The sequence below is a fragment of the Seonamhaeicola aphaedonensis genome (assembly GCF_003386195.1).
Taxonomy (GTDB): Bacteria; Bacteroidota; Bacteroidia; order Flavobacteriales; family Flavobacteriaceae; genus Seonamhaeicola; species Seonamhaeicola aphaedonensis.
The window spans coordinates 177184-197533 of sequence record NZ_QRDX01000005.1; the positions used below are offsets into that span (position 1 = coordinate 177184).

Here is a 20350-nt window from a genome sequence, read left to right on the forward strand (position 1 = left end):
ATTCAGATGAAAAGGAGGGATTTTATTCAGTTATCAACTATCACTGGTGTAGGATTATCATTGTCAGCCACAAGTTTTTTAAGTTCGTGTACTTCAGGAGTTAAAGAATTTCATTCATCTGAATATAGAACCTTGGTTTTTAATTTGTTGAAGGACTGGTGCGATGGTATGATAAAAACCCAAATCATAAAACCATCAGACCCTAAAATCCATGGACTTTTAGATTGTCCTGCTTGCGAAACAGTACATGCTAGAATCATGGATGCTGTGTATCCATTTTTTTATATGGCAAAGGCTACAGGAGATAAAAAGTATCTAGAAGCAGGTATTTTGGCATTCGAATGGGGTGAAAATGTAACCAGAGATGATGGGGCTTGGACTAACGATCTAGACCCAAATTCATGGGATGGTACTACTGTTTTTGGAGCTGTATCCTTGGCTGAAACTTTGAAGTATCATGGTGATTTATTGGATGAAGGCACTCAGGAACGATGGTATAAGCGTTTAGAACAGGCTACTGAGTTTGTGTATAATAGATTTTATAAGATAGATGCTTCCAATATCAACTATGGTGCAACAACCATTTATGCTTTGAATTTAATTGGTAAGTTGCTGGATAACCCTAAATACATAGCAAGAAGTAAAGAACTAGTACTTCAAGTTAAAAGCCATTTTACAGAACCCAATGCGCTTTTATTTGGTGAGATACAAGGTAAGGATAAGAAAAAATTGAGTCCAAAAGGCTTATATGGTATCGATTTAGGCTATAATTTAGAGGAGTCTCTAAATAATCTTGTATTATATGCTTTGGAAGAAAAAGATGAGGACTTATTACAACTCCTAAAAAAATCTTTAGATACTCATTTAGAGTTTATTTTACCTGATGGGGGTATTGACAATAGCTTTGGAAACCGAATGTTTAAATGGACCTATTGGGGCAGTAGAACAAGCGATGGTATGCAGCCAGCATTTAGTTTTATGGCTAACCATAATCCGGCACTAGGTACAGCAGCTTTTAAAAATACGGAGCTTTTAAAGCAATGTACCCACAATGGTTTATTACATGGAGGACCGCATTATGTATCTCATGGTATACAACCTTGTGTGCACCATACCTTTGCCCACGCCAAACCACTAGCAACCTTACTGGACCACTGGGATAGTTTGCCGAAAATAAATAAATCAACTCCTTTGCCTAGAGCTATTGCCAATGGAGAGCGGTATTTTGAAGAGTTAGATGTTTCGCTTTTTGGCAAAGGGGATTGGAGAGGAACCATTTCGGCCTACGATTCTATATATAGTCCAACGAAAGATGTAAGACAAGCCACAGGAGCTTCTCTTGGAATATTGTACCACAACAAAGTGGGGTTACTTTGTACAGCTAGTACGGCAATTTATAAAATGTTGGAAGCGTATAACCAGCAACCACAACCTGGAGAAGATTTTGCGCTAACACCAAGAATAGAAACTTATAAAGATGAAGTTTGGTACGCCAATTTGTTCGATTTAGAGGCCACTTTTGAATCAAAAGATGAGAAGGATAATTTGGTATATAAGGCTAAAGTGCAATTAAAAAACGAAGCTTTTGAGCAGGTAACAGAAACAGCGTCAAATTTCAATTTAAATTTTACTATTACTCCAGAAAAGCTAGAAATTACTGCAACTACTAAAGAAGATATAAATAGACCCACCGCTTTTGTATTACCAATCGTATCTCCAACCGGAGAAAAAGTAATGCAAGTTTCAGAACAAGAAGTTACTATTGAAAAGCCAGAAGGCTCAGTAAAAATTACTTCAAGTTCATTCATACAAATAAAAGACACACCAAAGAAAAGGTTATTTAATATGGTACCAGGCGTAGAAGCAGTACCATTAATTATGCCTTTTGAAGATAAAAATCAAGTTAAAATTACAATCAAAGTTATTTAAAATCACATGAAATATATTGTTAGTACGGTCCTACTGTTCATTTCAATTTGCACATTTGCGAATCAACCTTTATTACAAAACAGTTACTTAAGAAACGGACAAAGCCTTAACGGGAGGTGGCATTACATTGTAGATGTTTACGAAACAGGGTATTACAATTACAGAATGGAACCACATGATGGTACTGAAAACCCAGGTTCTAGTGCTTATTTCTTAAATAAAAAACCACAAAATAAAACGGATAGGGTAGAGTACGATTTTGATGCAGCGCCAACTATGGTCGTTCCTGGTGATTGGAATTCACAAGAAGAAAAACTGTTTTATTACGAAGGTACGGTTTGGTATAAGAAATCTTTCAACGTTGAAAATTACGATGCTTCCAAACGTTACTACTTACATTTTGGAGCGGTAAACTACAAAGCCGATGTGTATTTAAATGGCAAGAAATTAGGCGTGCATGTGGGTGGTTTTACACCTTTTAATTTTGAAATGACACATCTTTTAAAAGAAAAAGACAACTTTTTAATTGTAAAAGTAGATAATAAACGAGCTGCAGATGAAGTACCTACACTAAGCACAGATTGGTGGAATTACGGGGGCATCACCAGAGATGTTACTATTTATGAGTTAGATGACACGTTTATTGAAGATTATAAAATTCAACTCACTAAAAATAACAATAAGGAGGTTTCAGGATACATTCAATTAAATGGAGAAAATAAAGGAAATCAAAACGTTAACCTTTCCATCCCAGAATTAAAAATAAATAAAGCCTTTATTACTGATGACGAGGGTTATGTTGGGTTTGAATTTCCTGTAAAACGTCTAAGTTATTGGAGTGATACAAATCCGAAATTATATGAAGTAAACATAAGCATTTCAAAAGATAAGATATCAGATAAAATCGGTTTTAGAACCATTGAAACAAAGGGCAAGGAGATTTTATTAAATGGCGAAAAAATATTTTTAAAAGGGATTTCTATCCATGAAGAAAACGTCATGCGTGGTGGTAGAGCATGGTCTATTGAAGATGCCAAGGTATTGTTAGGTTGGGCCAAAGAATTGGGTTGTAATTATGTGCGTTTAGCACACTATCCGCATAACGAAAACATGATTCGTCTGGCAGATGAAATGGGTATTTTAGTTTGGGAAGAAATACCGGTGTATTGGACGATTCAATGGACAAACACCGAAACTTATAATAAGGCCGAAACTCAGCTAACAGAACTTATTCAACGCGATAAAAACAGAGCTTGTTCTATCATTTGGTCAATGGCCAATGAAACCCCAACGTCTAAAGAACGTTTAACATTTTTAACCAATTTAGCTTCAGCAGCCAGAAAACTAGATGACACACGTCTCATAAGTGCGGCTTTGGAAGACCATGGTAAAGATGAGGACAAAAATATCATGATTGTTGAAGATGAATTTGCTGAGGTTGTAGATGTGTTAAGTTTCAATCAATATTATGGTTGGTATGGCGGTAAAATTGATAACATCAAAAACATACGTTGGGAAATAGATATCGATAAACCAGTCATTATTTCCGAGTTTGGTGCTGGTGCGCTTCAAGGATATCATGCCGATAATATGACACGTTGGAGTGAAGAATTTCAGGAGTTGTTATATGAGGAAACTTTGCCTACTTTGGCAAAAATTCCTGGAATAAGTGGCATTACACCTTGGACTCTAGTAGATTTTAGGTCACCAAGACGCACTTTAATTCCATACCAAAACGGCTGGAACAGAAAAGGGCTAATTTCAGAAACAGGAAATAAGAAGAAAGCGTTTTATACGCTTCAAAAATTTTATCAAAACATCGAATAAATTAAAATTATGAAAAAACTAATCTATATAGTCGCTATTTTCAGTTTACTAATCAATTCTTGTAAAACGAAACCATCGACAGAGCAAGTGATTACAGAGGAAAACACAAAACCTAATGTATTGTTTATTTCAGTAGATGATTTAAACAATATGATAGGACCCATTGACAATTTTTCAAATGTAAAAACCCCAAATTTTGATAGGTTAGCTGAAATGGGCGTAACCTTTACAAATGCACATGTTCAAGCGCCACTTTGTGGCCCTTCTAGAGCGTCCATCATGACGGGGTTGCGACCCTCTAATACTGGAATTTATGGAATGGTTCATGATAATGAAATAAGAAGGCAAGGAAACCCTGCCACTAAAGACATTACCTTTTTACCCGAATATTTTAACAATAACGGTTACCATACCATGGGGATTGGCAAGTTATTTCATAATCATGCACCAGATAGTGTGTTTCATGAATCTGGTGGACGTGTAAAAGGGTTTGGACCATTACCTAAAAAACGCTTTGTATGGGATGGCTACGGAAAGGGAATTAAAGGTGTACATGGTAGAACGAGTACAGACTGGGGTGCATTTCCAGAAAATGATACCTTAATGCCAGACCACGCTTCGGCAAATTGGGCCATTGAGCGTTTACAACGCGATTATGACCAACCATTCTTTTTGGGGGTTGGATTTTTAAGGGTACATGTACCTTTATATGTACCTCAAAAGTGGTTCGATTTATATCCTTTAGAAGACATTGAAACACCACCTTATAGAGCAGATGATTTAGTAGATATTCCAGATGTTGGTTTACAGATTAACGATTTACCTATGATGCCTTCTACAAAATGGGCGATTGAAAGTGGTGAGTGGAAAAAAATTGTACAAGCCTATTTGGCCTGTATTAGTTTTGTTGATAATGAGTTGGGGCGTATTTTAGATGCCTTAGAAAATAGCAAATATGCCGATAATACTATTATTGTCTTGTTGTCTGACCACGGCTATCGTTTAGGTGAAAAAGAAACCTTTGCTAAACATGGGCTTTGGGAAACTGCTACAAAAGCGCCATTAATGTTTGTAGGACCAGATTTACCAAAAGGTAAAAAGATTGACGCTCCTGTGGAATTTTTATCCATTTACCCAACATTATTAGAATTAAGTGGTCTTCCTACTTATAGTAGAAATGAAGGTAAAAGTTTAGTGTCTATGATGACCAACAATGAAGGTGTTGAGGAATCGTATGCATTAACTACCTATGGCATGAATAATCATGCCGTCAGAACCAATCAGTTTAGGTATATTCAATATGAAGATGGTACTCAAGAATTGTATGACCATGCTAATGACCCTAACGAGTGGAATAATATTGCAAGTAATGCGGAATATAAAGACAAAATGGAGGAGTTAAAAAAATTATTACCAACCAGAAATGTAAAGTGGGATGAAAAATCACAATATACGTTTCAACCTTATTTTGTAGAGCAGAAGGCAAGAACTAGTTTAGAATAAAAAGATATAGTCTATCGGTCGTAAAGATAAAAATCAAACCATGTTTAAAATAATTAATTATACTTTCATTTGTTTTCTTGTATTGGTGTCTTGTAAAAATGCACAAGAGAAAACCTTAGTAAAGCAAGAAACAAAACCCAAAAATATTTTGTTTATCGCCGTTGACGATTTGCGCCCAGAATTGAATTTTTATGGTGCCAATCATATAAAATCACCTAACCTTGATAAACTAGCTAGTGAAAGTTTGGTGTTTAATCGAGCCTACTGTAACGTGCCAGTTTGTGGTGCTTCAAGAGCAAGTTTGCTTACAGGTGCTAGACCAACGCGTCATCGCTTTATTGATGCTAAAACGGAAAAAGACCATGATTACCCAGAGGCTGTATCATTGCCCATGCTTTTAAAACAGAATGGATATAAAACAATATCAACTGGTAAAATATACCATGGCGGTAAAGACGATAATGCTGCTTGGGATTCGAGATGGTTTCCTAAAGGAAATGTTAGAGATTATCAATTAACTGAAAGTTCAGAGCAAGCAATAGCAACAGGTTATGGACCTCCTTTTGAAAATATAGCTGTTGAAGACGGTGCTTATTTTGACGGTAAAATTGCTAAAAAAGGGATAGAAGACTTGCGAAAACTAAAAGAAGGGAATCAACCATTTTTTTTGGCACTTGGTTTTATGAAACCACATTTACCATTCAATGCACCCAAAAAGTATTGGGATTTGTACGATAGAAGTACTATTGAGCTTCCTGAAAGCTACGTGCAACCAAAAACGACACCTAAAGAGGCCTTTCATAAATTTGGGGAATTACGTAAATATAGTAATATCCCTAAAAATGGTGATGTGCCAGAAGATATGGCTAAAGAAATGATTCATGGCTATTATGCCTGTGTTAGCTATGTGGATGCACAAATTGGTTTGGTTTTGGAGGAGTTAAAGCGTTTAGAGTTAGAAGACGAAACCATCGTAATTTTATGGGGTGACCATGGTTGGAATTTAGGTGACCATAAATTATGGTGTAAACACGTCACTTTTGCAACCGCTTTAAGAACACCACTTATCATAAAAGTTCCAGGTAAAACAAGTGGGCAAAAAACGGATGCCATAACCGAATACATAGATATTTATCCAAGTTTAGCGGAGTTAGTTGGTTTGGATAGTCCTAAAACCGTTGAAGGACAAAGTTTTGTGCCAATTATAAATGGAGAAATACCAGAAAAGGATTGGGGAGTTTCTAAATTTAGGGATATGGTTACCTTAATAAAAGGCGATTTGTTTTATACGGAATGGGTTAAAGATGATGGGATAGCTTATGCGCGTATGTTATTCGATCATAAAACAGATCCTTTAGAATTAGATAATTTAGCTGAAAAGCCAGAATACCAAGACACTGTAAATCAACTTGCTGTGGAGCTTAGAGAAAAATGGGGTAAAGATTTCTTAAGTAAATAGTATTTATGAAGTGGAATGTATTCTTATTGGTGTTTTTAGTCCTTGTAGTTTCTTGCAAAACAAACAAGCCTCTTAACAAAAAGAACAGCGATACTCAAGATGATTGGAAATTAGCTTTTCAGGATGATTGTACCGAAGACTGGACAAAACAATGGACTTTAGATGGTTTAATTGCTACGGTTGAAAATACTCAAGAAGGCATGCATTTTAACGCAGGTCCTGAAGCCGGAAATGATGAACATCATGCTGTTTTATGGACAAAAGATTCCTATAGTGGAGATGTAAAAATTGAGTTTGATTACATAAAAACCGATGACGCCAATAAGTATGTAAATATTCTATACATTCAAGCAACTGGAGATGAAGAGGGTGTTTACGAGAAAGATATTGCTAATTGGAAGCGCTTACGAGAGGTTCCTAAAATGAGAATGTATTTCGAGAATATGAACACGTTTCATATTAGTTTTTCAGCTTTTGGTAATGATGGTGCTGGCTTACACTATGTGCGCGCACGACGTTATCCCAAACCAAAGGACAAACCCTTTAATAGTATTGTAGTTGAGCCATCGTACGATATGCAAGGTTTATTTGAAAAAGGAAAAATCTATCATATAACGGCCATCAAAACTTCAGAAAAGCTCAGTTTTAAAATGGAGCATCAAAATGAAACACAATATTTTGGATGGGATATTACCAAAGTAGCTCCAATTTCAGAGGGAAGAATAGGGTTACGACACATGTACACACGTACAGCTATTTATAAAAACTTCAAAATTTATACGAAGTAGTGGAATGGAATAATATCTTTTTAAAACAAATGAAGTATTAAGAAAAACTAGGCAAAAATGAGAAGCGTTTTAGGTTTATTACTTATTAGTGTTTTGTTATTGGGTTGTAAACAATCGAAGCAAACAAAACAAATTTCGAATTTAGAATCTGAAGCATTAGAGGAAAATCAACCTATAGTAGTGCAGTTTATTATTGATGGTTTAATGAAAGATGCCGCGGAAACAGCTATTGCCGCCGGTGCTGAGCATCTGAAATATTTTTCCGAAAATGGAGTCGTTGTAGAAGATGCTTATTCTAACAGTCCTATGGGGCGTGTAAAATTACCAGATGGCACTGAACCTTGGGGAGGTGCATCGCCACCAAATATTGGGATGCATACGGGAACGCATGTTTTTGAAAACCAAGATTTAGACGATATTTTTCTTTCTGCAAGACAAAACGGTATTAAATCAGTGTATGTTGGTGGTCATACTTTGTATGACGTTTTTAAAACACCAGATGTGTATTACGCTGAAATTATGCCAGATGAAAAAGTGGTAGCGTTGGGCATAAAACATATAAAGGAAGATGGTGCAAGATTGGTAAGGTTGCATTTACAGGAAATTAGAAGCTACTGGAAAGGTCCACAAGATAAAGCCAACCCAGATTCAGCATATATTAAAGCCATTTTAAATGCGGATGCACAATTAGGGAAATTGATAAATTTCTTAAAGGAGGAAAATTTATGGAAAAACACATTTTTTATTATTTCTGCAGACCATGGTATGGGTACATTAACTAAAAGTAATCATCTGCCAGAACAATTATCTTCATGGCAGATTTACATGAATTTTTATGGTCCAGGTGTTAAAAAAGGAACGACTATTCCTTATGCCGAATCTCCAGACGTAGCTATAATGACTAATTATTTTATGGGCTTGCCAAACCTAAAAGGTTACACTTCAAAAGTAAGTACTTTAAAACAATTGGGTACAACAGGAACTTTTCTTAAAAATATTCTAGAGGGAAATCCTAATGATATTTCACATCCCCAATGGATTAAAAGTTATCTAGATGATAATGCTGGGTCTCCAGCTAATGATTATTTACATTACAGAGAGGCGATGTTGAAGTTTATAAATAATTAATTGCAACAAATAAGAAAACTCTTGATTGAGTTGTTAAAGACTTGTAAAATGAATAAATCCATTTTTTTTAAAATAGTTTTAGTTTCATGTATTGGTTTTTTACTTAATTGTGACTCTGATAGTGAAAATAAAATAAATCCATCTCATAAATCAACTCAAGATTTATTCTCAGGTTTTCAAAATCCACCTGCCGAAGCAAGACCATTTGTACGTTGGTGGTGGAATGGCAATAAAATAAAAAAAGAGGAACTAGACAGGCAGCTAGAATCTTTAAAAAATGTGGGGTTTGGTGGTGTTGAAATAAATCCCATTGCTATGCCAGATGCGACGCCAACAGATGAAAAATCTTTGGTTTGGATGAGTGATGAGTGGGTAGACCTTGTAGTGCATGCCTGTAAAAAAACACAAGACTTAGGTATGATTACCGATATGATTGCAGGAACGGGTTGGCCTTTTGGTGGTGAATTTTTAAATGAAGATGAAACTTGCCAACGCATAGTTACAGATAATATATGGTACAAGGCAGGTGATGTTATTGAGATAAGTGAACAGTATTTAATTAATTATTACAAGAATAAATTTAAAAATAGCCGTGACGAGAAACGCAACAGCGAACGCACCATATGGAGCCTATCAGGTGTTTCATTGATCCCTTCTAATTGTATTTCCATAGATCAAATAATTGACCTTGTCGAACACCAGGATGACTCAGGTAGTATTTTATATACCATAAAAGGAGAAGGGAAATATATGCTGTCCTATCAATTATTACAACAAGATTTTAGGGATGTTACTTTGGGAGCGCCAGGAGGTGCTGGTCCTGTTATAGATCATTACAAAAAGGAAATGACTTTGGCCTATTTAAATAGGATGAAAAAAATTTCAGAGCGTTCGGGGATGCCTTTAAATCAATTAATTCGAGCTTTGTTTTGCGATAGTATAGAGGTCTCTGGTGCCAATTGGAGTGATGGGTTTTCAGAATTGTTTTTCAAAACATATGGCTATAAACTTGACCCTTGGATGGCTTTTGTGTTTTACCAAGGTCATCAAGATTATTCGAAAAGTAACTATACCAATAATTTTTCGGAAGAATTCAAAAGTCAAATTAAGCGTGTGCGTTTTGATTATAATAACATGTTAGTGGAAACGTTTTTGAAGAATTTTACCAAGACGTATAAAGCGTTCTGTGAAGAAAATGGCATTTTATGTCGCTACCAAGCCTACGGAACCCCGTTTTTAATGGGAATGATGGATGGTTATATGATACCCGATATTCCTGAAAGTAATAACTGGATTTATTCGGCTAAAATGAAAGATTCGCTCTGGCAATGGAGTCAGTCTCATGGCTATATGATATGGAATTTATACGCTTCATCAGGAGCGCATCTAACGGGTAAAAAAATAACCAGTTGCGAAACTATGACCAATACCAATGGTGTTTTTAGAACCACGTTGGAGGAGATTAAACAGCATGACGACATGAATTTCATAACCGGTATCAATCACTCGGTTTTACATGGGTATAATTATTCTCCAAAGGATGCGCCTTTTCCTGGTTGGATTCGCTACGGTGCTTATTTTAGTGAGCAAAACCCATGGTGGAAACATTTATGTAGTTGGGTAGATTATAATGCGCGATTGTCTTATGTGTTTCAAAACTCAAAAGCTGAAAAATCTATTGCCATCTTAGGGCCAACTTCCGATTTGTGGGGCGATAAAGGTTTGGCAAGAGAGCCGTTTCATTTAGAACCAGAGTATTTGTATAAGTTATGGGAACCTATAAGTCAGTTAGGGTATTCATGCGATTATATTAATCAAAATGTATTGGTTAATTCGGAGTTAAACGATGGCGTTTTAACCTATGGAGATATGAATTTTAAACTGCTGGTGTTAGCCAACTTGGAATCAGTAGATATTAAAGTAGCTAAAAAATTAAAAGATTTTGTGGCTTCTGGTGGAAAGATTGTCGTTATTGATGGGTTACCTGATAAGTCTTTAGGATATGGTGATTATCAGGCTAACGATGCCCTTATTTCACGAATTATGACTGATATTCAAAGTAATTATACGTCATCAATTATTAGCGTTAACTCACCAAATTCGATTGAGAAATTATTCTCATGGACGGAAGAAGTTTTAAAGAAATCTCAACTCTCACCAGATGTTGAAATTAGTAATCCTAGTAAAAATGTATTTCAAATTCATCAAAACACTTCAAAAGAAATTATTTATTTCTTTACCAATATCAATCGTTACGAGACTTCTAGTTTTAAGGCGAAATTCCCGTTTCAAAATAAATATCCATACCTCTGGAATCCTGAAAATGGTGAGCGTAAGCCTTATTATTTTGAAACATCTTCAAATGAATTAGACATCAGTTTAGAGCCACTTCAATCTTTATTGTTAGTATTTGAAGATGAAAAACCAGATATTACAGCTGAGGATAAGAAAACCAGGTTGGTGTTTTCAAAAGAAATACAAACGAATTGGGAGGTAGTAGGGAATAGAGTTGATGGAGAAAGTTTTACATGGAATATGACTGCTTTACAGGATTTTGGTGCATCAAAAGATAAAACACAAAATACGTTTGCAGGAACTCTAATCTATAAAACGAAAATTACTGTTCAAGACGCTATTACACATTTAGATTTAGGCAATGTGAATGAAGGCATTGCAGAACTCTATATAAACGGTGAAAAAGTTGGTAAACATTGGTACGGAAGTGCCATATATCCTGTGTCCGATTTTCTAAAAGAAGGCGAAAACGCTATTGAAATTCACTATACCACTGTTTTGGCAAATTATTGCCTATCTTTAGATATTCCCGCTATTAATAGATGGACGATTAGATACAAAGATGAGCCTTTAACTTCAGTCGGCTTGGAGGGACCAATTAAACTGATGACATATGAGTAATAGAAATCATAAAATAATACAACGCATGAAACAATTAGAACAATTAAGACTAACAGCTTGCTATGTATTATTGGTATTGATTTTAATAACTCAGTTTAAGGTATGGTCTCAAACCCAAGAACGCCCATTTATATTGGTAAAAGCTTCTGAACGTCAAAAAATTCTCGATAAAATAGAAAAACAAGATTGGGCAAACGAGATATATACCAACTTGCAAAAGGAAACCGATAAGCAAGTTGAGGTTTTCTATGACAATCCTGAGGCATTCGTTAAACAATTGCCGTTTGATTGGTCTAAAAGACAACAAAATCAATTTCCTCCATTTTTAAAAACAACACATATAGCTAATGGCGTTCAAGAAAACCTAGATAATGCCACCGATGAAGAATGGCAATCCGCAGAACTTTTAATTGAAAATTTACAAGTGGCTTTAAACTGCGGTATTATGTATTACTTAACCGAGGATGAAAAATATGCCTATGTAGCGAGTAGTATTTTGTACTCTTTTATAAAATCTGTGCAACAATCAGAAGTTTCACAATGGACAGGAAGAGGGGGTTGGTTGTTTCCTTATGATGGGTTCCGGGAAGTCCAGGTAATAGGTTACAAGTTACCATTGATATATGATTTCATACATACATATCTCAAAAATGAAGGTACATCTTTTGATATCATTGAAAACAGAAAAGTAAGCTTTCCTTTTAACGAGGCTCAAAAGGTATTTAAAACATATGCAAATATTACAGTTAATTACGGACAAACAGGCTCTAATCATTGTGTTTTAGAAGCTCCTAATTTAGTTTACAATGCTTTGGCTATGGATAATGAATCCGAGCGTGAAAAATGGTTGTCTTATTTTTTATCAGAAAGTACAGAGAATCAAGATGCGTTGCCAATTATGTACAAAAATTATAAAAAAGAAGGTGATATTTGGCCAGAAACCTCTCAATATTTAAATCATTCTACATCTCTTTTGGCGGAATTAATGCTGGTTGTAAACAGATATGATTCATCATTAAAGTTAGGGGAGAAGTATCCAAATGTTTTACATGCTTTACCTAGGTTGGATTATTTTGTATATCCCAATAACGAGATTGTGCGTTGGGGAGATGGTCACAGACGTGCTCACGCACCTTATGAGGCTTATGATAATGCCTATGTGTTAGCACAAATGGATGGTCTAACTGAATTACAAAATAAATTTGCGCCGCTTATTAGTAGAGCTATAAGTAAAGGCAAGTATAAACGAAAAAGTATGGAGGCTTTATTTTGGTATGATAATGATTTTAAAGATGCACCGGCCACTATTGAATTGCCCAGAACTGATAAAGTATATCATGCAGGTATTATCATACAACGTAATTTAAGTAGTACCAATAGCCCTAAAGATGGTTTAATGTGTTTTGTAGGAGGGGCTCACATGGTACATGGGCATGCTGAAGGAATGAATATAGAATTGTATGGAGAAGGACAAGTGTTGGGTGTAGACCACGGAAGAAAAAAGTATGGACAAGATTTACACGAAAATTATTCCAGGATTTTTGCAGCTCATAATACGGTTATCGTTAATGGGAGTTCCCAAGGCGAAGGTGGCTGGGTTAATTTAGGAATTAATAAAGTTAAGTCTATCGCCATGGAACCAGAAGTGGGAAGGGAAGCTATTTCTCCATATCATTCATTTACTTTAACAAGTTTTGAAGACGATAAAGGTAATAAGGCGGAAGCAACACAAGAGCGTACCTTGGCTTTAATTAGAACGTCGCCAACATCAGGCTATTATGTAGATGTATTTCGTTCAAAATCTAGACTTCCAAATGAATATCATGACTACTTGTATCACAACATTGGAGATGAACTCACTTTCGAAAATAAGGATTTAGACCTTAAAAATACACCAAACAGATATATGTCAAATGCCAATGAACCATGGAAGCGAAATAAACTTTACAGGCATCCGGGTTGGCATTTCTTTGAAGACATAAAAACTTCAAAAACATATGATAATGATGTAAAAGGGACATTTCATACCAAAAAGTTGAAGCAAGGTGCTGTTTTTATGCAATTACATATTCCCGGTTTTGAAAACAGAACCTATACAAAAGTAAAAGCACCAACAACTTTCGAGTCTCCTGAGCCTTATGATAGTTTGCCAACACCAACCTTAGTCATTAGAAAAGAAGGCGAGGCATGGAAGAATCCGTTTGTAGTGGTTTTTGAGCCTTATAATGAAATGGAAGTTCCATCGATTCAGTCAGTTACTAAAATTGAGCAGGATAGATTGTATAAAGGCTTAAAAGTTATCAGTAAAACTCCCTCTGAAACTTTGATACAATATATCATTACACAATCTAAAAATCAAGTGTTTAAAAGTGACACGTTTGATATTTATTTTGAAGGCACTTTTGCAATAATCACTTTAGATGAAAATGAAACCTTAAAGAGTATTTATATTGGGGACGGTAAAGCCTTAAATTATAAAAATGAAACTATCCAAACAGAATCAGATAATACGTATTATAAAGAATTTAACAATGAATAAAGCACTATTTATTAGCGTAATTTTTTTCTTAGGACTTTTTTTTCACGGGTGTAAAACAAAAGAAACAAAAAGTAAGACACTGATGTTTGTTGGAAGCTTTACAGATAAAAAGGCAGGTGAAGGTATTCACGTATATGAATTCAATAATGAAACAGGTGAAGCACAATTAGAATTCACTTTAGATAGTGTAATCAACACGTCTTTCTTAAAATTATCTCCAGATGGAAAGTATTTGTATGCTGTTGCAGAAAGTCAAATGCCCTATCATGGAAAAATAGCTTCTTTTAAAATAGACCCAGAGAATTCAAAAATTCATTTTATTAATGAGCAAGACTGTGGTGGCTTGAATCCGGCACATTTAGAAATTGATAAAACAGGTAAATATTTAGTGAACTCAAATTATTCTGATGGAAGTTTAAGTTTGTTTGAAACTAATATTGATGGTAGTTTAGAGCCTTATTCTCAAGTTCTAAAATTTAAGGATAGTAGTATAATTAAAAGTAGACAGGAATCATCACACATGCATTCGGCTAATTTTTCTCCTGAAAGTAACTATGTTTTTGCTCAAGATTTGGGAGCGGATAAAATTCGAAGATTTGAATTTTTTAAAAGTAAAGACTCGGTAGCTCTTTTGAACCAAATAGAAATAAAAACAAAATTAGGGAGTGGTCCCAGGCATTTCGCATTTCACCCGAATGGCAAGTTTGGTTATTGTGTTGCAGAATTAAGCGGGGATATTATTGCTTTTAATTATCAAAATGGGGCGTTAGATTATATAGCTGACTATCCTTCCTATGAACAAAAATTAGACATTTATAGGACTGCTGATATCCACATTTCACCTGACGGCAAGTTTTTGTATGCCTCAAACAGAGGGCCAGAAGAAGACAGTATATCCTTTTTTTTAATTAATGAAGATGGTTCACTAGTATTGGTTGGACATGAACCAACTTATGGAAAACATCCAAGAAATTTTGGGTTAAGTCCATCTGGAGATTTTTTATTAGTGGCAAATCAATTTTCAAATAATGTAGTTGTATTTAGAAGAAATATTGAGACTGGTAAATTAATCAAGTTACCGTATGAAATTCCTGTTGGGAGTCCTTCTAGTATCCAAATGTATCATTACAGTCTATAGTATAATTATAGAATTCATCTAATTTATACCAATGTAAGAAATCTAAAAAACTCTTATTGAGTATTGATTCCAAAAAAAGACAGGATGTTATAATGAATCTCTTTCAATAAAGTTAAAAGGTACTTTTATAGTGCCTCTTGATTTATTACGTATCATATTGGCTGCTGTTTCACCCATTATTTTGAAATCAGTAGACATTACGGTAATTCCTAACAATTCTTTTAGAGGGGTGTCATTATATGAAATGATTCCAATTTCAGAGCCCAGTTTAAACTCATCTTCACGCACTTGCTTTAATAAGTTAACCAGATCAGATTCTTCTATGGTAATGAATAAATCACCTTTTTTTAGAATCATGTCATCGTAAATTTTATCAAGAATTTCAAAATCTAATTTGTATTCAACACAAAATTTTCTAAACCCATGTAAGATTCTTCTTGGATAAGGATAAACAGATTGCTCAGGATATACTAGAATAATCTTTTCATAGGTTTTAATTTTATCTAGTCCCTTTTTTAAAGCAAAATAAATATCGTTTTCAAAATCTTGGAATATTTCAGTTTGAACACTTTTAAGTTCTGGTTTTACATTGTCTAATATTATTAGTTTTTCAGTGGGTATTTCTTCTAAAGCTTTAATAACTTTTTGAGTAAGTGTAACATGTTTTAAATCCTCTGTTTTAAAATGAGGCATTATAATGTAGTAGTCATAAGCCGCTTTATTTTTATCCAAAAGATTTAGAAAAAGGGTTTCATCACAGTGATATACCTGTAAGTCTACATGAGCGTTAGCACCAATGGTATCAATAAAATGATTGTATATTCTTAGTTTATAGTTACTTAATTTATTAATTAGAAAAAATATATTAACCTTAGAGATTAATTTAGTTCTGGATATGTAAAAACCTTTTCCTCTAATGGATGTAATAATGTTTCGGTCTTTAAGAATACTGTATGCTTTTTCAACGGTATCTCTAGAAAGATAAAACTCTTCACTAAACATATTAATTGAAGGGATTTTTTCATCCATTTTTAGATTACCTATTGATATGTTGTGAATTATAGAATCAATAATCTGTTGATATTTAGGTACCCTAGAGTTTTCGTCAATTTTTATGAATTTCATCATTTCCATCATACATTCATTAAGTGAAATTATTTAGTCGCAAATTTACAGTTTTAAGATAATTAAAATCAATTAAAAAGCAACAAATAGTTTGTGTTTATTGTGCAAAATAACTTGCTTAAATGTGAGGCATAGTAGTGCAAAAATTATTCAACTGATGGGAGTAAGTTTAGAGATGAAATTTAGAATTGTAATTTTAGTGTTTGTCTTAATAAAAACGAACCTGTTAAAAGAACTAGAATCTTGAAGGTTATTAAGGTAGTTAGAATTGATGTATTTGGAGTTTAATTGTAGCTCATATTTTGTAATAATTTTAAAAACTTACAAAGCAATATGGTTTTATTAGAGGTGTTTATATTATTGTTTTTCAGTTTTTTAAGTTTGAAACTACTTGCTTTTATTGTTAATATCATTTAAATATTAAAATTGCGGTATAGTACAGGATACAAAAGTTTGTAACGTGCTATACTTTTGAAACAATAATTATTATAAGAGAAAAATGGAAAATACTACAAAAACTTTTAAATACGTTGATTACTTATGGGATCAGGAAAAGGCTGAATCGTTAAATGATAACCAAGTTGAATTATTTCTGTATCGCTCTAATATTTTAGGAGCAGATTTAAGAATAACCAATTATGGTGGAGGTAACACGAGTTGTAAAACGATAGAAACTGATCCATTAACGAATGAAGAAGTTGAAGTTATGTGGGTTAAAGGATCTGGCGGTGACATAGGGACATTAACAAGGTCTGGCATTGCTGGATTGTATACAAAGAGATTGAGAGATTTAAAAAACGTATATCAAGGATTACATGATGAAGATAGAATGGTTGGTCTATTCAATCATTGTATTTATGATTTAGATAGTAAGGCACCTTCTATTGATACACCTTTACACGGTTTGTTACCATTTGCTCATATAGATCATTTACATCCAGATGCTTTAATTGCTGTGGCAGCTGCTCAAGATAGTGAAAAAGTAACCAAAGAAATTTGGGGAGATACCATGGGCTGGGTACCTTGGCAACGTCCTGGTTTCGATTTAGGATTACAGCTAGAAAAATGCTTGGCTGAGAATCCTGGAATAAGAGGTATAGTGTTAGGAAGTCATGGTTTATTTACTTGGGGAGATACATCTTACGAGTGTTATATGAATAGTTTAGAAGTTATTGAAATGGCTTCTGAATATATTGATAAAAAAATTAAAGAAAAAGGAAGCGTATTTGGAGGACAAAAAGTAGAAAGTCTTCCTAAAGAAGAAAGATTAGAAAAAGCAGCACAGTTAATGCCGCTTTTAAGAGGTCTTTGTTCTTCTGAAAATAGAATGATCGGTCATTTTTCTGATACCGATGTGGTAATGGAATATATTAATAGCAATGATCTGGAACGTTTGGCTCCAATGGGAACCTCTTGTCCAGATCATTTTTTAAGAACTAAAATCCAGCCTTTAGTATTGGATTTAGATAAAACTGAGGACCTTTCAGACTCAGATGCTGTTTTAAAGAAATTAGAGCCTGCATTTGAAGCATACCGTCAGGAATATGCAAATTATTACAATACTTGTAAAAGAGACAATAGTCCTGCAATGCGTGATGCTAATCCGGTAATCATTATATATCCAGGAGTTGGGATGTTCAGTTTTGCTAAAAACAAACAAACTACTCGTGTGGCAAGTGAGTTTTACATAAACGCTATTAATGTCATGAGAGGTGCTGAAGCTATTAGTGCCTACACATCATTACCAAGACAAGAAGCTTTTGATATTGAGTACTGGTTACTAGAAGAAGCGAAGTTACAACGTATGCCTAAAGAACAACCATTATCTAGAAAAGTAGCTCTGGTAACTGGAGCTGGTGGTGGTATAGGTAAAGCAATTGCCGATAAATTAGCTGCTGAAGGTGCTAATGTTGTGCTTACTGACATAGCAGAAGATAGGTTAATTGAAGCCAATGCAACCTACAAAAGAGATGTGTCTACTTATGCGGTTTGTGACGTAACAAAAACAGAGTCTATTGAAGAGGCTTATAAAAAGGCGTGTATAGAGTTTGGGGGTGTAGATATAGTTGTGCATAGTGCTGGTTTAGCTATCTCTAAGCCACTAGAAGATACTACAGATAAAGATTGGAATATATTACAAAATATATTAGTTAAAGGACAGTTTGATTTAGCTAAGCAGTTTGCAGCTATTGCCAGAAAGCAAGGTATTGGAGGAGATTTCATTTCAATAGCAAGTAAAAATGGTTTAGTAGCAGGTCCTAATAACGTTGCCTATGGTACTGCAAAAGCAGCACAACAACATATGGTACGTTTATTAGCAGCTGAATTAGCCAAAGATAAAGTAAGAGTTAATACCGTAAACCCAGATGGTGTAATTGTAGGAAGTAAAATTTGGGAAGGTGCTTGGGCTGAAGGAAGAGCCAAAGCAAATGGTATTACCGTTGAAGAGTTGCCAGCATTTTATGCAAAAAGAAATCTATTGCATGAAATCATTACACCAGATGATATTGCAAATGGAGTATTCTCTTTAGTGGGCATACTCGATAAATCTACAGGGAATATTATTAATGTAGATGGCGGTATGGCAAATGCTTTTGTGAGATAATTTAAAATTTAAATAATAGTAATTTGATTAGTTTAGTTTAGTTTGAAAAAAAACTTCCTTAAAGCAATTTTAGGGAAGTTTCTTTTCTTTTAAAAAGTAATAAGTATGAAAATACAAGAGCAACAAGTATTAGAAAGCAACAAAAGCAGCCTAAAGAGTCATAAGGAAAATTTTGATTTTTTAGCAAACAAACTTAGTAAGAACGGACATGATGTGAAAGCCATAGTTTCTAAGTTATCAGATTTTCAGGTAGCTATCCCAAGTTGGGCCTTAGGAGCTGGAGGAACACGTTTTGGTAGATTTTCATTTTATGGAGAGCCGTCTACTTTAGAGCAAAAAATTGAAGACATTGGAGTTATCCATAGTTTGACTCAAACAGCAGGAGCTGTATCCTTACATATACCCTGGGATATACCCTCTGATTATGCCGCTATTAAAGAAAAAGCAGATGCTTTAAATATTAAGTTTGATGCTGTTAATTCTAATACATTTCAAGATCAACCAGGTGCCGCCGAAACTTATAAATATGGTTCTTTAAGCAATCTAGATAAAGCCGTTAGAGAGCAAGCTATTCAGCATAATATTGATGTTATCAATATTGGTGATAAGTTAGGTTCAAAAGCATTAACAGTTTGGTTGGCAGATGGTTCTTGTTTTCCAGGACAAAATAACTTTCAAACAGCTTTTCAAAATACACAAGATAGCTTAATTGATATTTATAAGGCATTACCAGACGATTGGAAAATGCTTGTAGAGTACAAACCATACGAACCAAATTTCTATAGTACGGTAATACAAGATTGGGGAGCATCATTAATGCTAGCCAATGGTTGTGGAGACAAAGCATATACCCTTGTTGATTTAGGGCATCACTTACCAAATTCTAATATTGAACAAATTGTATCTATACTTCAGTTAAAAGGTAAATTAGGAGGTTTCCACTTTAACGATAGTAAATATGGAGATGACGATTTAACCGTTGGTAGTATTAAACCATACGCCTTATTCTTAATTTTCAATGAGTTGGTTTATGGAATGCAAAACAACCCGCAAAATCCTGATTTAGCATGGATGATCGATGCTAGCCATAATGTAAAAGATCCATTAGAAGATTTAATCCAGTCTTTAGAAGCCATTCAAGAAGCTTATGCTAAAGCTTTATTAGTAGATCAAAAAGCCCTTAAAGATGCACAATTAGCGCATGATGTTGTGAAATGTCAAGAAATATTGCAAGGAGCTTACAGAACAGACGTAAGACCATTAATAGAAAAAGCAAGACTTGATGCAGGTGGTGTTATAAACCCAATTAGTGCTTACAGAAGCTTAGATGTAAGAGGACAACTAATTAAAGAACGCGGCAAAAACACTGTAGCAACAGGCTTATAATCTGTGC

12 protein-coding genes are annotated in these 20350 nt (G+C 34.4%); 11 read left to right on the top strand and 1 reads right to left on the bottom strand.

Annotated elements, in window-relative coordinates; translation table 11 throughout:
• The first annotated feature begins 6 nt into the window (after positions 1-6).
• From DFQ02_RS09685 to DFQ02_RS09725, 9 genes are read left to right on the top strand one after another with little or no spacing between them, the layout of a single operon-like run.
• Positions 7-1929 (top strand): hypothetical protein, encoded by a 1923-nt coding sequence (locus DFQ02_RS09685; protein WP_116524228.1) that lies wholly within the window; start codon positions 7-9, stop codon positions 1927-1929.
• Positions 1930-1935: 6 nt separating this feature from the next.
• Positions 1936-3756: a glycoside hydrolase family 2 protein gene (locus tag DFQ02_RS09690; protein WP_116524229.1), complete on the top strand. Its 1821-nt coding sequence runs from the start codon at positions 1936-1938 to the stop codon at positions 3754-3756.
• 9 nt (positions 3757-3765) lie between these two features.
• The gene (locus DFQ02_RS09695) at positions 3766-5259 is read left to right on the top strand and encodes a sulfatase (protein ID WP_116524230.1); all 1494 of its coding nucleotides are present in this window, start codon (positions 3766-3768) and stop codon (positions 5257-5259) included.
• A 40-nt stretch (positions 5260-5299) separates the two neighbouring features.
• Entirely contained in the window at positions 5300-6718 is a 1419-nt protein-coding gene (locus DFQ02_RS09700) for a sulfatase (protein ID WP_181896391.1), read from the top strand.
• A gap of 5 nt (positions 6719-6723) precedes the next feature.
• Positions 6724-7506 (top strand): DUF1961 family protein, encoded by a 783-nt coding sequence (locus DFQ02_RS09705; protein WP_116524232.1) that lies wholly within the window; start codon positions 6724-6726, stop codon positions 7504-7506.
• Between the two features lie 57 nt (positions 7507-7563).
• The gene (locus DFQ02_RS09710) at positions 7564-8634 is read left to right on the top strand and encodes a sulfatase-like hydrolase/transferase (RefSeq protein ID WP_116524233.1); all 1071 of its coding nucleotides are present in this window, start codon (positions 7564-7566) and stop codon (positions 8632-8634) included.
• A gap of 48 nt (positions 8635-8682) precedes the next feature.
• Positions 8683-11550, top strand: coding sequence for a glycosyl hydrolase (locus DFQ02_RS09715; protein ID WP_116524234.1), 2868 nt, complete (start codon positions 8683-8685; stop codon positions 11548-11550).
• Positions 11543-14089, top strand: coding sequence for a heparinase II/III domain-containing protein (locus DFQ02_RS09720; protein WP_116524235.1), 2547 nt, complete (start codon positions 11543-11545; stop codon positions 14087-14089). The genes DFQ02_RS09715 and DFQ02_RS09720 overlap by 8 nt, the downstream gene beginning before the upstream one ends.
• Positions 14082-15227: a lactonase family protein gene (locus DFQ02_RS09725; RefSeq protein WP_181896392.1), complete on the top strand. Its 1146-nt coding sequence runs from the start codon at positions 14082-14084 to the stop codon at positions 15225-15227. Before DFQ02_RS09720 ends, DFQ02_RS09725 begins: the two co-directional genes overlap by 8 nt.
• 87 nt (positions 15228-15314) lie before the next feature.
• Here the strand turns inward: DFQ02_RS09725 and DFQ02_RS09730 are convergent, their stop codons facing one another.
• The gene (locus tag DFQ02_RS09730; protein ID WP_116524350.1) at positions 15315-16355 is read right to left on the bottom strand and encodes a GntR family transcriptional regulator; all 1041 of its coding nucleotides are present in this window, start codon (positions 16353-16355) and stop codon (positions 15315-15317) included.
• A gap of 496 nt (positions 16356-16851) precedes the next feature.
• Here DFQ02_RS09730 and DFQ02_RS09735 point away from each other — a divergent pair, with 496 nt between their 5' ends.
• Together DFQ02_RS09735 and DFQ02_RS09740 are read left to right on the top strand one after the other, a co-directional pair.
• Complete coding sequence (locus DFQ02_RS09735; protein ID WP_116524237.1) at positions 16852-18957, top strand: bifunctional aldolase/short-chain dehydrogenase; 2106 nt, start codon at positions 16852-16854, stop codon at positions 18955-18957.
• Positions 18958-19062: 105 nt separating this feature from the next.
• Entirely contained in the window at positions 19063-20343 is a 1281-nt protein-coding gene (locus DFQ02_RS09740) for a sugar isomerase (RefSeq protein WP_116524238.1), read from the top strand.
• Positions 20344-20350: the final 7 nt, after the last annotated feature.

What these genes read in the sequence shown, in the direction of transcription:
- DFQ02_RS09685 (WP_116524228.1), top strand. Translation starts at nt 7, where the DNA reads ATGAAAAGGAGGGATTTTATTCAGTTATCAACTATCACTGGTGTAGGA.
- DFQ02_RS09690 (WP_116524229.1), top strand. Translation starts at nt 1,936, where the DNA reads ATGAAATATATTGTTAGTACGGTCCTACTGTTCATTTCAATTTGCACA.
- DFQ02_RS09695 (WP_116524230.1), top strand. Translation starts at nt 3,766, where the DNA reads ATGAAAAAACTAATCTATATAGTCGCTATTTTCAGTTTACTAATCAAT.
- DFQ02_RS09700 (WP_181896391.1), top strand. Translation starts at nt 5,300, where the DNA reads ATGTTTAAAATAATTAATTATACTTTCATTTGTTTTCTTGTATTGGTG.
- DFQ02_RS09705 (WP_116524232.1), top strand. Translation starts at nt 6,724, where the DNA reads ATGAAGTGGAATGTATTCTTATTGGTGTTTTTAGTCCTTGTAGTTTCT.
- DFQ02_RS09710 (WP_116524233.1), top strand. Translation starts at nt 7,564, where the DNA reads ATGAGAAGCGTTTTAGGTTTATTACTTATTAGTGTTTTGTTATTGGGT.
- DFQ02_RS09715 (WP_116524234.1), top strand. Translation starts at nt 8,683, where the DNA reads ATGAATAAATCCATTTTTTTTAAAATAGTTTTAGTTTCATGTATTGGT.
- DFQ02_RS09720 (WP_116524235.1), top strand. Translation starts at nt 11,543, where the DNA reads ATGAGTAATAGAAATCATAAAATAATACAACGCATGAAACAATTAGAA.
- DFQ02_RS09725 (WP_181896392.1), top strand. Translation starts at nt 14,082, where the DNA reads ATGAATAAAGCACTATTTATTAGCGTAATTTTTTTCTTAGGACTTTTT.
- DFQ02_RS09730 (WP_116524350.1), bottom strand. Translation starts at nt 16,355, where the DNA reads ATGATGAAATTCATAAAAATTGACGAAAACTCTAGGGTACCTAAATAT.
- DFQ02_RS09735 (WP_116524237.1), top strand. Translation starts at nt 16,852, where the DNA reads ATGGAAAATACTACAAAAACTTTTAAATACGTTGATTACTTATGGGAT.
- DFQ02_RS09740 (WP_116524238.1), top strand. Translation starts at nt 19,063, where the DNA reads ATGAAAATACAAGAGCAACAAGTATTAGAAAGCAACAAAAGCAGCCTA.